The sequence below is a fragment of the Brevundimonas sp. genome (assembly GCF_036963785.1).
GTDB lineage: Bacteria > Pseudomonadota > Alphaproteobacteria > Caulobacterales > Caulobacteraceae > Brevundimonas.
Window position 1 is genome coordinate 573,672 of sequence record NZ_JBALUS010000002.1, and the last position, 13,873, is coordinate 587,544.

14 protein-coding genes and 1 tRNA gene are annotated in these 13,873 nt (G+C 66.4%); 5 read left to right on the forward strand and 10 right to left on the reverse strand.

All coding sequences use genetic code 11. The features are described 5' to 3' along the window. Positions 1-19: 19 nt before the first annotated feature. The 6 genes from V7672_RS06495 to clpX form a co-directional block, all read right to left on the reverse strand. A tRNA-Val gene (locus tag V7672_RS06495) sits at positions 20-96 on the reverse strand. A gap of 26 nt (positions 97-122) precedes the next feature. Next, positions 123-398, reverse strand: a complete 276-nt coding sequence (locus V7672_RS06500) for an HU family DNA-binding protein (RefSeq protein WP_335623772.1) — start codon at positions 396-398, stop codon at positions 123-125. Further along, on the reverse strand, positions 398-2,797 hold the full coding sequence (gene lon, locus V7672_RS06505; RefSeq protein ID WP_335623773.1) for an endopeptidase La: 2,400 nt from the start codon (positions 2,795-2,797) through the stop codon (positions 398-400). The genes V7672_RS06500 and lon overlap by 1 nt, the downstream gene beginning before the upstream one ends. 161 nt (positions 2,798-2,958) lie before the next feature. Continuing rightward, positions 2,959-3,165, reverse strand: coding sequence for a hypothetical protein (locus tag V7672_RS06510; protein WP_335623774.1), 207 nt, complete (start codon positions 3,163-3,165; stop codon positions 2,959-2,961). Continuing rightward, positions 3,162-4,493 (reverse strand): cryptochrome/photolyase family protein, encoded by a 1,332-nt coding sequence (locus tag V7672_RS06515; protein ID WP_335623775.1) that lies wholly within the window; start codon positions 4,491-4,493, stop codon positions 3,162-3,164. Before V7672_RS06515 ends, V7672_RS06510 begins: the two co-directional genes overlap by 4 nt. A gap of 9 nt (positions 4,494-4,502) precedes the next feature. After that, entirely contained in the window at positions 4,503-5,768 is a 1,266-nt protein-coding gene (gene clpX / locus V7672_RS06520) for an ATP-dependent Clp protease ATP-binding subunit ClpX (protein WP_335623776.1), read from the reverse strand. Between the two features lie 233 nt (positions 5,769-6,001). Here clpX and V7672_RS06525 point away from each other — a divergent pair, with 233 nt between their 5' ends. Beyond that, a complete protein-coding gene (locus V7672_RS06525) occupies positions 6,002-6,640 on the forward strand; it encodes an HAD-IB family hydrolase (protein WP_335623777.1) in 639 nt (212 codons plus the stop codon). Here V7672_RS06525 and V7672_RS06530 read toward each other — a convergent pair. From V7672_RS06530 to V7672_RS06545, 4 genes are all read right to left on the reverse strand, one after another. Continuing rightward, positions 6,637-6,957, reverse strand: a complete 321-nt coding sequence (locus V7672_RS06530; protein WP_335623778.1) for a hypothetical protein — start codon at positions 6,955-6,957, stop codon at positions 6,637-6,639. The genes V7672_RS06525 and V7672_RS06530 overlap by 4 nt on opposite strands. A 26-nt stretch (positions 6,958-6,983) precedes the next feature. Beyond that, complete coding sequence (locus tag V7672_RS06535) at positions 6,984-7,928, reverse strand: alpha/beta hydrolase family protein (protein WP_335623779.1); 945 nt, start codon at positions 7,926-7,928, stop codon at positions 6,984-6,986. Then, the gene (locus tag V7672_RS06540; RefSeq protein WP_335623780.1) at positions 7,876-8,517 is read right to left on the reverse strand and encodes an ATP-dependent Clp protease proteolytic subunit; all 642 of its coding nucleotides are present in this window, start codon (positions 8,515-8,517) and stop codon (positions 7,876-7,878) included. Before V7672_RS06540 ends, V7672_RS06535 begins: the two co-directional genes overlap by 53 nt. Before the next feature lie 266 nt (positions 8,518-8,783). Next, on the reverse strand, positions 8,784-10,628 hold the full coding sequence (locus tag V7672_RS06545) for a PPC domain-containing protein (RefSeq protein ID WP_335623781.1): 1,845 nt from the start codon (positions 10,626-10,628) through the stop codon (positions 8,784-8,786). Between the two features lie 106 nt (positions 10,629-10,734). Here V7672_RS06545 and folD point away from each other — a divergent pair, with 106 nt between their 5' ends. The 4 genes from folD (at position 10,735) to V7672_RS06565 (ending at position 13,868) form a co-directional block, all read left to right on the forward strand. Continuing rightward, positions 10,735-11,661: a bifunctional methylenetetrahydrofolate dehydrogenase/methenyltetrahydrofolate cyclohydrolase FolD gene (gene folD / locus V7672_RS06550; protein ID WP_335623782.1), complete on the forward strand. Its 927-nt coding sequence runs from the start codon at positions 10,735-10,737 to the stop codon at positions 11,659-11,661. A 73-nt stretch (positions 11,662-11,734) separates the two neighbouring features. After that, the gene (locus V7672_RS06555; RefSeq protein WP_335623783.1) at positions 11,735-12,349 is read left to right on the forward strand and encodes a LemA family protein; all 615 of its coding nucleotides are present in this window, start codon (positions 11,735-11,737) and stop codon (positions 12,347-12,349) included. Next, the gene (locus V7672_RS06560) at positions 12,346-13,182 is read left to right on the forward strand and encodes a TPM domain-containing protein (protein WP_335623784.1); all 837 of its coding nucleotides are present in this window, start codon (positions 12,346-12,348) and stop codon (positions 13,180-13,182) included. Before V7672_RS06555 ends, V7672_RS06560 begins: the two co-directional genes overlap by 4 nt. Further along, the gene (locus tag V7672_RS06565; protein WP_335623785.1) at positions 13,182-13,868 is read left to right on the forward strand and encodes a TPM domain-containing protein; all 687 of its coding nucleotides are present in this window, start codon (positions 13,182-13,184) and stop codon (positions 13,866-13,868) included. Before V7672_RS06560 ends, V7672_RS06565 begins: the two co-directional genes overlap by 1 nt. The last annotated feature ends 5 nt before the right edge of the window (positions 13,869-13,873 follow it).

Consider the following 13,873-nt stretch of genomic DNA (forward strand, 5'->3'; position numbering starts at 1 on the left):
CGGCGGCCCTTTTCTTTTCTGGTGGGCGGCGAGGGGTTCGAACCCCCGACCCCCTCGGTGTAAACGAGGTGCTCTGACCAGCTGAGCTAGCCGCCCGTCCCTCTGGCTATGCCCGCGTGGGCTCAGCCGTTCAAGGCGCTTTTCAACCCTTCGCCCGGCCGAAACCGAACCGTCCGCGCGGCCGGGTGGACCAGGCGTTCTCCGGACGCCGGATGCCGCCCTTCCCTTTCCGGCCGGTCAGCGGGGATGAAGGCCCCAAAGCCGGTCAGGCGCACCGTGCGCCCCTCCGCCAGCCCTTCGGTGATCCCGTCAAGGACAGCATCAAGGGCGGCGCGCGCCTGAGCGGGGGTGAGATCGGCCGCCCGGGCGATGCGCCCGACCAGTTCCGGCCTCGACATCAGTGACTGATGACCGCGTCGGGGCCCGGCTCGGCACCCGGCATCCGCGACGGAAGGGGATCGGTCGCCTCGTCCCATTCGACGGGAGTCAGCGTTCCAACCAGGGCCCACTTGAGCGCCTCGTCAGCAGTCGACACCGGCACGATCTCCAGCGCCTCCTTGACGTTATCGGGCACGTCGGCGAGGTCCTTCTCGTTCTCCTGCGGGATCAGCACAGTCTTGACCCCCGAACGGAGCGCCGCCAGCAGCTTTTCCTTCAGGCCGCCGATGGCCGTGACCCGACCGCGCAGGGTGATTTCACCGGTCATGGCGATATCCTTGCGCACCGGAATGCCGGTCAGGACCGAGACCATGGCCACCGTCATCGCCACGCCGGCCGAAGGACCATCCTTGGGCGTCGCGCCGTCGGGCACGTGGACGTGGATGTCGGTCTTTTCGAACACCGGCGGCTTGACGCCAAAGGTCAGCGCCCGGGCGCGGACATAGCTGGCCGCCGCCGAGATCGACTCCTTCATCACGTCCTTCAGGTTGCCGGTCACGGTCATGCGGCCGCGCCCCGGCATCTTGATCGCCTCGATGGTCAGGATGTCGCCGCCGAACTCGGTCCAGGCCAGACCAGTGACGATGCCGACCTGATCCTCCTCGTCCGTCTCGCCATAGCGGTATTTGCGCACACCCGCGTACTCGGCCAGCTTGTCCGCATCGATGGTGATGGTCAGCAGCTTGCCGCGCGCCATCTCACGCACGGCCTTGCGCGCCAGCCCACCGAGCGCGCGCTCAAGCGAGCGCACGCCCGCCTCGCGGGTATAGTAGCGGATCAGATCCCGGATGGCCTCATCCGGCACGATCCACTCGCCGTCCTTCAGACCATGGTCCTTGGTCAGCTTGGGCAGCAGGTGCCGCTTGGCGATCTCGACCTTTTCATCCTCGGTGTAGCCGGCGACCCGGATCACCTCCATGCGGTCCAGCAGCGGCTGGGGCATGTTCAGGCTGTTGGCCGTCGTCACGAACATGACGTTCGACAGGTCGTAGTCCACTTCGAGGTAGTGGTCGCCGAAGTTGGCATTCTGGGCCGGATCCAGCACCTCAAGCAGGGCCGAGGACGGGTCGCCGCGCCAGTCAGCGCCCAGCTTGTCGATCTCGTCCAGCAGGATGAAGGCGTTGGTGGTCTTGGCCTTCTTCATCGACTGGATAATCTTGCCCGGCATCGAGCCGATGTAGGTCCGGCGGTGGCCGCGGATTTCGGCCTCATCGCGCACGCCGCCCAGCGACATGCGAACGTATTCCCGGCCGGTGGCCTTGGCGATCGACTTGGCCAGCGAGGTCTTGCCGACGCCCGGAGGGCCGACGAGGCACAGGATGGGCCCCTTCAGGCTGTTGGTACGCGCCTGGACGGCCAGATACTCGATGATCCGTTCCTTGACCTTCTCGAGACCGTAGTGGTCCTCCTCGAGGATCGCCTCGGCCTTGTCGAGATTGATGGTCTTGGCCCGCGCCTTGCCCCAGGGAATGCCCAGCAGCCAGTCGAGATAGTTTCGCACCACCGTCGACTCGGCCGACATCGGGCTCATATTGCGCAGCTTCTTGACCTCGGCGTCCGCCTTGGCCCGCGCTTCCTTGGACAGGCGCGTCTTGCGGATGCGCTTCTCCAACTCCATGACCTCGTCACGCGCGTCGTCGGTCTCGCCCAGCTCGCGCTGGATCGCCTTCATCTGCTCGTTCAGATAATATTCGCGCTGGGTCTTCTCCATCTGGCGCTTCACGCGCGAGCGGATCTTCTTCTCGACCTGGAGGACGCTGATTTCGCCCTCCATCAGGGCATAGACCCCTTCCAGCCGCGCCGGCACATCGATGGTTTCCAGCAGGGTCTGCTTGTCGGCGATCTTGACCGACAGGTGCGCGGCCACCGAGTCGGCCAATTTCGACGCGTCGGTGATCTGCGGGATCGACGTCAGGGCCTCGGGCGGCACCTTCTTGTTGAGCTTCACATAGCTTTCGAACTGCTCGACAACCGCGCGCGACAGAGCTTCGGCGCGCGCCGGATCGGTCGATTCATCGACGATGTCTTCGGCCTCGGCTTCGAAATAGTCGGCCTGGTCGGTGAAGCGCACCAGACGCGCACGCCCCTTGCCCTCGACCAGCACCTTGACCGTGCCGTCCGGCAATTTCAGCAGTTGCAGCACATTGGCCAGCACGCCGATCGGATAGATGGCATCGGGGCCCGGATCGTCGTCGACAGAATTCTTCTGGGTCGCCAGCAGGATCTGCTTTTCGCCCTTCATGATCTCGTCGAGCGCCCGCACGGATTTCTCGCGGCCCACGAACAAGGGCACGACCATGTGCGGAAACACCACGATGTCGCGCAGCGGCAGGACGGGAAGGGTTTTGGTCTCGGACATTCTACTCTCCTGGCCGACGTCGCTACGTCTGGCCCACACGGCATTTCCCGAAAGCGGCGAAACACCCCTTGTCCCCGACACTCGGCGGACATTACGGAGAAAGTATGTGGCGCTTCGTCCGTCGTGTTCAAGACGGCAATGATATCCGCCCACAGACCGGATCAGCGGCGAGGCGTCGCTCCCAGGGCCTCGCGACAGGCGTCAGCCTCCTCGACCAGGGCCGCCCGACGCTCCTCCGGCCATTTGTCCAGCGTGCGATAGGGCATGGCGAGCCGCGGATTGTCGCGCAGGACCTTTCGATTTCGCTCCAGAAACCCCCAGTAGAGGCGATTGAAGGGACAGGCCCCCTCCCCCGTCTTCTGCTTCACGCTGTAGCGGCACCCTGCGCAGTAGTCGCCCATACGGTCGATGTAGGCCCCGGACGCGGCATAGGGCTTTGAACCCACGATGCCACCGTCAGCAAAGGTCGCCATGCCCGGGTGTTCGGCATCTCGACCCATTCGAAGGCATCGGCGAACACCACCATGTACCAGTCGTCGACGGGGTCCGGATGCACCCCCAGCAGCATGGCCAGATTTCCCGTCACCATCAGACGCTGGATATGGTGGGCATAGGCATGCTGGCGGGCCTGCGTCACCACGTCGCCCACACAGGCCATGTCCGTGTCTCCCGACCAGTAGAACCAGGGCAGGGTCCGGTCGGCATCAAGGGCGTTGCGCTGGCGATACTCCGGCACCTTCAGCCAATAGATCCCGCGCACGAACTCGCGCCAGCCCAGCACCTGACGGATGAAGCCCTCGACGGCATTCAAGGGGGCCCGGCCCTTGCGATACTCGGCCTCGGCCCGACGACAGACATCCAGCGGATCCAGCAAGCCGAGATTGAGGGACGTCGAGACAAGGCCGTGCCACAGGAAGGCCTGGCCCTCGGTCATGGCGTCCTGCCAGTCTCCGAAGGCGGGCAGGATGTCCGCCAGAAAGTGCGACAGGGCGGCTTCGGCCTCATCGCGGGTTACCGGCCAGTCGAACGTGTCCAGATCGCCGAAATGGTTGGAGAACCGCTGCTCGACCAGCGCCATGACGGCCCGCGTGTTCTCGCCGGGCGGAAAGCGCCTGCGACGTGGCGCGGCGGTGCCTGCGGGCAGCTTCTTGCGGTTTTCGGCGTCATAGTTCCACTGCCCGCCTTCCGGCTGGTCGCCGTCCATCAGAAGGCCCGTCTCGCGGCGCATCTCGCGATAGAAAAACTCCATGCCGAGCTGACGCTTGCCTTGCGCCCAGGCCTGGAAGCGACCCGAGGAGCAGATGAAGCGGCTGTCCTCCCGCGCCTCTACGGGAATGGACAGGCGTTCCGCCGCGGCATTGAGCGCCTGCTCCAACCGCCATTCGCCGCACAGCGTCCGGATCAGACCGTCGCAGCCGGTTTCAGCGACGGCTCGTTCGATCTCGCCGGCAAGCGAGCCGGTATTTCCGGGATCGTCGAGCGCCACATAGCGGACCGTGTGGCCCGCCGCGCTGAGGCGTTCGGCGTGGGCCCGCATGGCTGCGAAGACCAGCACCAGCTTCTGCTTGTGGTGGCGGACATAGGTGGCCTCGTCGGCCACCTCGGCCATCAGGACCGTGTCACCCGGACCGATGTCGGCCAGGGCGCTGAGATCCTCGCTGAGCTGGTCGCCGAGGACCAGACGAAGCGCGCCCACGGACGGTCGTCAGGCCGCGCCGTCGGCCTTTTTCTTCTTGTCGGCATAGATGAGCAGCGGCTGGGCCTTACCCTCGATGACCTCGGCGTTGACCACGCACTCCTCGACGCCCTCGAAGGTCGGCAGCTCGAACATGGTCTCCAGCAGGATGCCTTCGAGGATGGAGCGCAGGCCCCGGGCCCCCGTCTTGCGCTTGATGGCCTTGCCCGCGACGGCGGTGAGCGCGTCATCGGTGAAGGTCAGTTCGACGTTCTCCATTTCGAACAGGCGCTTGTACTGCTTGACCAGGGCGTTCTTGGGCTGGGTCAGGATGGTGACCAGCGCTTCCTCGTCGAGATCCTCAAGCGTCGCCAGAACCGGCAGACGACCGATGAACTCGGGGATCAGGCCGAACCGCATCAGGTCATCAGGCTCGACCTGTTTCAGCACATCGCCCATGCGGCGCTCGTCGACTTCCTTGACCTTGGCGCCAAAGCCGATCGAGGCTCCCTCGCCGCGGGCCGAAATCACCTTTTCGAGGCCGGCAAAGGCGCCGCCCACGATGAACAGGATGTTGGCGGTGTCGACCTGCAGGAATTCCTGCTGCGGGTGCTTGCGGCCACCCTGCGGGGGCACGGAGGCGACCGTGCCTTCCATGATCTTCAGCAGGGCCTGCTGAACGCCCTCGCCCGAAACGTCGCGGGTGATCGAGGGGTTGTCCGACTTGCGCGAAATCTTGTCGATCTCGTCGATGTAGACGATGCCGCGCTGCGCCCGCTCGACGTTGTAGTCCGATGCCTGCAGCAGCTTCAGGATGATGTTCTCGACGTCTTCACCGACATAACCGGCTTCGGTCAGGGTCGTGGCGTCGGCCATGGTGAAGGGCACGTCGATGATGCGCGCCAGCGTCTGGGCCAGCAGCGTCTTGCCCGAGCCGGTCGGCCCGATCAGCATGATGTTCGACTTGGCCAGTTCAACGTCGTTGTTCTTGGCCGCGTGATTCAGGCGCTTGTAATGGTTGTGGACCGCGACCGAGAGCACCTTCTTGGCGTGGCTCTGGCCGATCACATAGTCGTCCAGGACCTCACGGATTTCCTTGGGCGTCGGCACGCCGTCCTTGGCCTTCACGAAGCCGATCTTGTGCTCTTCGCGGATGATATCCATGCACAGTTCGACACATTCATCGCAGATGAACACCGTCGGTCCGGCAATCAGCTTGCGGACCTCGTGCTGGCTCTTGCCGCAAAACGAGCAATAGAGCGTGCTTTTAGCGTCTGTACCGGCGGCTTTGGTCATCGACCCTTCTCACTTCCACGAACCCGCCATACGGGGAATTCGCGCTTCCTGCGAACCTGATTCCGAAAGGATAGGTCCGAAGGTCTTCAAAAATTGACAATCCCCTATCCGGGGCGAAGCGACAACCCCATCCGGGCATCCGGGTTGGGGAGTATCCCTGTTTTCAGCTTGACCTGTGATCAAGGCGAAGGTCTGACATAGGCATCAGACCCGCCCCGCGCCAGACCCGATGAGTGCCCGTTCTGTCCCAGCCCCCTTCCCTCTCCGGCCCGCTTGTCGCGTTTGACTTCGACGGCACCCTGACCACCGCCGACAGTTTCACGGCCTTCCTGCGCTGGCGGGCGGGAACCGCCGGCTGGCTGACGGGACTGGCTGCCCTGGGACCGGCCACCGCGCGCTATCTGGTTGACCGGGACCGGGGGCGGATCAAGGCGGCCGCGGTCGCGCAGTTTCTCGACGGCGTCGAAGCCCTGCAGCTGTCCGAGGAGGCCGAACGATTCGCCGATCAGGTCTGGGACCGGTTCATGCGACCCGATGCCCTGGCCTGCTGGCACGACTGGGGCAAGAAGGGCGCGCATCGCGTCATCGTCACCGCATCGCCGGCGCTGACGGTCGCGCCGTTCGCCCGACGGCTGGGCGCAGAGGCCCTGCTGGGGACCGAACTGGCCCTCGACCCCGACGGCCGCGTCACCGGAGCCTTCGTGGGTGAGAACTGCCGGGGCGAGGAGAAGGTCCAGCGGCTGATCCGTGCCTATGGCCCCGATGCGGTGCTGGAGGCCGCCTATGGCGACACCTCGGGCGATGCCGAAATGCTGGCCCGCGCGACCCATCCCGGTTTCCGTCGCTTCAAGCAGCGGCCGGATCGCCGCTAGCGGCCGTCAGCGTCCACGTCGAAGACCACCACCTTGCCGCGCGAGGTCGGATTCCAGCCTGCCGCAATCGCCGAAGACACCGCATTGCGGACGCTTTCGACATTGATCCTCTGGCGCTCGAAATTGGGAATGCCGTTGGCCCGCATGATCATGGGAAACATGACGATCGCTTCGCGCTGGGCCCCCTTCAGCCTCAGGGCGATCCCGATCCCCTGCCATTCATTGCCGGTGGTCCGCTGCGGCTGACGCCGCACCTCCCATTCGTAGTCCTCGCCGTCTACCTGGACGACACCCTTGAGATCACGCGTGTGTTGCATCAGCGCACCCTAGCACGGTGCGGGGTTCAGTCACCGAAGTTCGCCGCGCTCAGGGCCGACTGAATCTGCGCCATCAGGCCTGGCGTGTCGTGAATGCGGGAGTGGTCGCCGGAGGGGACGTCGATCCGCTTTGTCGCCACGCCCTGCCGCCGAAGGGTCTTCTCCAGACGGTCTGACGCCAGCCACGGCACGACGGCGTCATCCCGCGCTGCGACGACGATCACCGTACCGCCATAGCCGGCGAGTGAGCGCCCGATGTCCAGCGAAGGGACGTCGTCGCCGACAACGGGTCGCACGAGCACCGCCAGCGGGCCCGCACGGGCCGCTGCGCCCGCCCGGATAACCTCCTCGAAGCTCTGGAAGGTTGCGACCAGCACCAGATCGGACTGGATTCGACTGCGGCCTGCCACATCGCTGCTGACCAGACCGCCGAGCGAATGGCCCCAGAACGCCAGATCGCCCTGCCGTCCTTCGGCAAAGGCTCGATCGACCCGCTCGGCAACGACCGCGGCCATGGCGTCGAATTCGGCCGGCGATCCCTCGCCCGCCGAACCGCCATAACCGGGATAGTCGAATATCCAGACGTCCCCGAGCGGGGCGAGGGCCTCCACCATCCGGGCACCCGAGACCGACCGACGGAACATATTGCCCCCGCAGAACACGATCAGGGGCCGGGGCTCTCCATGCTCGAACCGGGTCAGTGCCACCCGCCCGAAGGACGCGGCTAGCGTCTCTTCGGTCACATTCAGCCCCAGTCTCTCACCGACGTCGGCCAGGCCAGGCCCGGGCGCGAGCCGAGACCCGGATGCCATCAGCCTTTGATCGGTCAGCACAACGTCGGCACCGGTCAGACCGTAGGGATAGCATCCGCCGACGGCGGCGCTGGCGGCGAGGGCCAGAGCCGCCGAGCGGATCCGGTCAGACGGTCTTGATGCCGTCCGCATCGGCCTGCTGGCGCCGGTCATAGACATGATCGACGATGCCCCAGGACTTGGCCTCGTCCGCGCTCATGAAGTGGTCGCGGTCGAGGGTCTTTTCGACTTCCTCATAGGTGCGGCCGGTATGGTGGACGTAGATTTCGTTGAGGCGGCGCTTGGTCTTGATGATGTCTTCGGCGTGGCGCTCGATGTCCGACGCCGTGCCGCGGAAGCCGCCCGAGGGCTGGTGCACCATGATGCGTGCGTTCGGCAGGGCAATGCGGTGGCCCGCCTCACCGGCCGTCAGGATCAGCGAACCGGCCGAGGCGGCCATGCCCATGACCACGGTCGAGACCGGCGACTTGATGTATTGCATGGTGTCGTAGATCGCGAGCGCCGAGGTCACCTGACCGCCGGGGCTGTTGATGTACATGCTGATTTCCTTCTTCGGGTTTTCCGATTCCAGATACAGCAGCTGGGCGCAGATCAGGCTGGCCATGCCGTCCTCGAACGGGCCGGTCAGGAAGATGATGCGCTCCCGCAGCAGGCGCGAGAAGATGTCAAACGCGCGCTCACCCCGGCTGGACTGCTCGACCACCATGGGCACGAGGTTCATGTTCATCAGTTCGATCGGATCGCGCATGAAGGCCTTCTTGATTGCATAGGGGGCGCGACTCGGCGGTCGTGCCCGTGTGAGACCGGAATATCGCGACCCGAGGGACCCGGCGCAAGGCGCGTCAGTTTTCTGACGCCGCCGCCCGCTCGGCTCGCAGGTTTGGGGCACGGTCCAAGGCGATGCCGGAGGCCAGCGCATTCCTGTAATCTGACGGCAATGAAGCCCCCCATCACGATGGGGGGCACGGGGACAGCGGGCTGGACCCCACCGCTGCGCAGCAGGGGGCGCGGGCCTTACGGCTTGCGTTCGACCTTGAGGGCGTAGGCGCCGGTTTCGGACTGGCCGTAGCTGGCAGCGCGGATGATGTAGACGCCGTCGTCGGGCACCTCCCATTCCAGCCGGGCATGGGTATCGGACAGGCCGTCGTCGTCGCTGACCAGGACCTCGATGTCGTCGCCATCCTTTTCACGGCCAATGATAATAAAGGCGTCGAAGGCATTGGAAACCATGGTGATGACCAGGGTTTCGCCCTCCTTGGCGTGAATGCGGTAGGCGTCGAAATAGCTGCCGTCGCCGGCGGCGGCATCGGTCTCGGTCAGGGTGCCGCGGGCCGTGGCCCCCACCAGGATACTGCCCGGCGCGGGGGCGGGGCCCCGGTCAATCAGCTCGAGCGAATACAGGCCCTCATTGTCCTCGCTGAGCGGGGATAGGCGGATCACATAGTCGCCGTCCTCGGGGAGGGTGAAGTTCAGGCGTGAGTCGGTACCTTCGCCCAGCCCGTCGTCGTCCGTGGCCAGGGCCTCGAACTCACCCTCGGCCGAGCTGATCCGCAGGAAGGTGTCGAAGTCGCCGGAGCGGGCGATGATCTGGACGCGGTTGCCCTCGACCCCGGTGAAGCGGAAGGAATCGTAGTTGCGGTCCTGGCCGTCCTGCGGATCCTGATCATCGATGACGCCTTCCTGGACGGCGCCGAAAGCGATCGGTTCAGGCGGGCGCTCGGGCGCGATCTCGGCGAGGCTCAGCGTATAGTCGCCCTCGACCGTCTGGCTGAAGCCCCGCACCTCGATCAGATACCGGCCAGAGCCCTCAAGCGTGCGGGTCAGGCGGGAATTGGTGCCGTCGCTGTCGTCATTGTCGTCCAGGCGGGTCGGCGGTGTGCCGTCATCACGATAAAGCACGAGGTAGGTGTCGAAATCCTCGGCCTCGAGGCGGATGTCGATGCGTTGCCCCTCGCGCCCGTCGAACCGGTAGAGGCGCGCGCGATAGCCGTCATCATTGATGGGGGTGTCGGCGTCGATGCTGCCGGTGACACTGTCGCCGACGGTCAGGCGGGCAGCCTCGGGCGGCGGCGGGGCGGGCTGAAGCGAGAGGGTGTAGGCGCCCGTTTCATTGCCGCTGAGCGGACGGGCCCGGATCAGATACTCGCCGCGCGCGGGGGCTGTGAACACCAGCCGCGAGTTCAGGCTGTCTGCGTCGTCGTCATTGAACGCCAGTTCCTCGAACCCGCCGTCCGATTGCGTCCCGACCTGGAGGTAGGTGTCAAATTCGTCGGAGGAGAGCTGGATCACCAGCCGTTCCTCCGCATTGGCGACAAAGCGGTAAGCGTCGTAGGCGACATCGTCGTCCGTGACGGGATCGGCGTCGTCGATCACGCCCTCTACCCTCTGGCCGAGCGTGATCGTCCCGGGCTCGGGCGCCGCAGGGGCGGCAGGACGCTCGCGCGCGATCAGGCTGTAGGTGCCGAGGGCGCCGTCGGCGAAGGAGCGGGCGCGAAGCGTGTAGATGCCGTCTGCCGGAGCCGTGTAGCGGAGGCGGGCGTCGGTCCCTTCGCCAAAACTGTCGTCATCGGCCGCGACCACATCGTCCGGGCTGTCGGGGCCGTAAAGCTCCAGATAGGCGTCGAAGTCGTCCGAGCGCATATCGACCTCGATCCGCTGACCGGCGGTCAGGGCGAGGCTGTAGGCATCCGCAGGGCCGCCGCCGTCATCGCCACCGTCGCCTTCCTCAAGCGCGGCATCCAGCCCCTCGCCCAGGGTCAGGGTTCCGGCCTCCTGGGCCGATGCGCCGCCGGCCGCGAGCAAGGCCAGCACCGAGGCGCCGGCAAGGCCGATCAATCTGGTCCCGTGGAATCGGCGCATGGTATCCCCTTCACAGCTTTGCCCGATCATAGACGCCGAACCCCGGCCTGTGTAAATCGCCTGACCGCAACGATTCCTGACGAGGGATCGGCAGAACGGACCCGCCATGACCGCGACCCCCTCCCCGACCGCCCGGATCATCGACGGAAAGGCGCGTGCAGCGGCTCTGGTCGATCAGGTGGCGGAGGCTGCCGCCCGGCTGAAGGCCGATACCGGGATCGTGCCCGGACTGGCGGCGCTGCTGGTCGGCGAGGACCCGGCCAGCCGCATCTATGTGAAGAGCAAGGGCGAGACGGCCACGCGCGCGGGTCTGAACTCCTTCACCCACAGGCTGGGGGCCGAAACGACCGAGGCCCAGTTGCTGGATCTGGTGGCGCGGCTGAACGCCAACCCGGAGGTACACGGCATTCTGGTGCAACTGCCCCTGCCCGCCCACATCCGCGAGACGGCAGTACTGGCGGCAATCGACCCGGACAAGGATGTCGACGGCTTTCACGTCATCAATGCCGGGCGGCTGGCGACCGGTCAGCCGGGACTGGTGCCGTGCACGCCGCTGGGCTGCATCAAGCTGCTGAAGGCGACACTGGGCGATCTGTCGGGGCTGGACGCAGTCGTGGTCGGACGCTCGAACATCGTCGGCAAGCCGATGGCGCAGCTGTTGCTGGCGGAGAGCTGCACGGTCACGGTTGCCCACTCGCGGACGCGGGATCTGGCCGAGGTGTGCCGCCGGGCCGACGTCCTCGTGGCGGCGGTGGGCCGGCCGATGATGATTCCCGGCGACTGGATCAAGCCGGGCGCAACGGTCATAGATGTCGGCATCAACCGGGTGCCGTCGGCCGATCCGGTCAAGGCGGCGGAGGGCAAGACCCGCGTGGTCGGCGATGTGGACTATGCCTCGGCGGCCACGGTCGCGGGGGCCATCACCCCGGTGCCGGGCGGCGTCGGACCGATGACGATCGCCTGCCTGCTGGCCAATACCTACGCCGCAGCCTGTCGCGCGGCGGGTGTGGAACCGTCACAGTTGAGCGCTTGAAGCGGAGGCGTTCCGGGCCGATACTGACGAAGGCGCCGAAGCATGGGTGCCGGATCGACCAAGGGGGCTACCGATGACCGTCCTGCGCACGCCCGTTCTCGCCGTTGCGGCGGTGACCCTGACCCTGGGGGGCTGTGGCTACAACACCATCCCGACCCAGGAAGAGGCCGCGCGCGCCAAATGGGCTGATGTCGAGGCCCAGTACCAGCGGCGGGCCGATCTGATCCCGAATCTGGTGGCCACGGTACAGGGCGCCTCGATCGCCGAGCGCGAGACCCTGACCCAGGTGATCGAGGCCCGCTCGCGCGCCACCTCGATCCAGCTGGACGCCGATGCCCTGTCCGATCCGGCGGCCGTGGCCCGCTATCAGGCGGCGCAGGGCGAGCTGACGCAGGCGCTGTCGCGGCTGATGCTGGTCGTCGAGCAGTATCCGCAGATCCAGTCGAACGCGAACTTCATCGCCCTGCAGAGCCAGCTGGAGGGGACCGAGAACCGGATCGCAGTGGCCCGGCGCGACTACAATGAGGCGGCGCGGGTCTACAACACGACATTGCGCACCTTCCCCGGCAACATCTGGGCCTCGACCTTCCATTCGGGGTCTGAGCCGCTGCCGCTGTTTACAGCCTCGCCGGGCGCCGAGACCGCGCCCCAGGTGCAGTTCAACACCGGAGCGGCGCCCGCACAGTGACCCGCGCCCTGACCGTCCAGCGATTGACGTGGCGGGCCCTTGTCTCGGGCCTGATGGCGATGGCGGTGTGGCTGGTGCTGGCGCTGCCGGGGCTGACGCAGCCAGCCTTTCCCGAGCTGACCGGACGGGTGGTCGACGGCGCCAATCTGCTGAGTGCGGAGAAGGAAACCGAGCTTGAGCAGCGGCTGGCCGCACTGGAGCGCGACACCAGCGACCAGCTGGTGGTGGTCACGGTGCGCTCGCTGGACGGCTATGACATAGCGGATTACGGCACGCAGCTGGGGCGTCACTGGCAGATCGGCCAGAAGGACGGCGACAACGGTGTGCTGCTGATCGTGGCGCTGGAAGAGCGCAAGATCCGCATCGAGGTCGGCTATGGGCTGGAGGGCATACTGACCGATGCCCTGTCGGCCCTGATTATTCACGAGCAGATCACCCCGGCCTTCAAGAACGGCGGGTTCGAGCGCGGCATCGAACAGGGGGTGGTCGCCATAGAGGAACAGCTGCGGCTGGACCCCGAAGAGGCCCGGGCCCGGGCGGCCGAGGTTGAGGCGGCCGAGGCCGAGGTGCCCGTTGGGGCCCTGATCATTATCGCCCTGGTGTTCGGCTTTATCCTGATCGCCGTGATCGGCATCGTCAGCAATGCCAGCGGCCGCCGCCGGCGGGGCGGGTCGGATATTGCGCCGATCCTGATCTGGGCTGCCTCGGAAGCCCTGCGGTCGCGCGGTGGCCGCGGAGGCGGTGGCTTTGGCGGTGGGGGCGGCTTCGGTGGCGGCGGCTTTGGTGGCGGAGGGGGCAGCTTTGGCGGCGGCGGCGCCTCGGGAGGCTGGTGATGCGTATTTCCCCTGCTGATCACGACCGTATCCGCCGCGCCGTTGAGGAAGCCGAACAGGCGACCTCGGGTGAAATCTTCTGCGTCATCGCCCGGCGGGTGTCGTCCTATCGCGAGGTCGGTCTGGCCTGGGCGGCCGCGGCGGCCATGATCCTGCCGCTGCTGCTGATTCCGCTGGGCTTCAGCCCGGCCTGGCTGCCCGGGTTTTCCGACGGCTGGCAGGCCGCGCAGCTGGCGGCGACGCCGGTGACCATGGCGCAAACCCTGGGCGCCTATGCGCTGATACAGGTGGTGATCTTTCTGGTCGTGTTCCTGATCCACGGCCTGCCGATCGTGCGCCGCCTGATGACTCCGGCCTCGATCCGGCGGCACCGGGTGCGCAAGGCGGCTATCCAGCAGTTTCTGGCGCACGGCATCCATGTGACGGCCAACCGCACCGGGGTGCTGATCTTCTGTGCGCTGGACGAACACCGGGTCGAGGTGGTCGCCGACCAGGGCATTCACAGCCGCGTCCCGGCCGAGGTCTGGGCAGATGTGGCCTCGGTCCTGACCCGTGAGCTGCGCGCGGGCCGTCCCATCGAGGGCTTCGAGGCGGCGATTGCCTTGTCCGGCAAAGCGCTGTCCGCCCATTTCCCTCCGGGTCCGGACAACCCGAATGAGTTGTCGGATCGACTGGTCGAGCTGTGACGCCT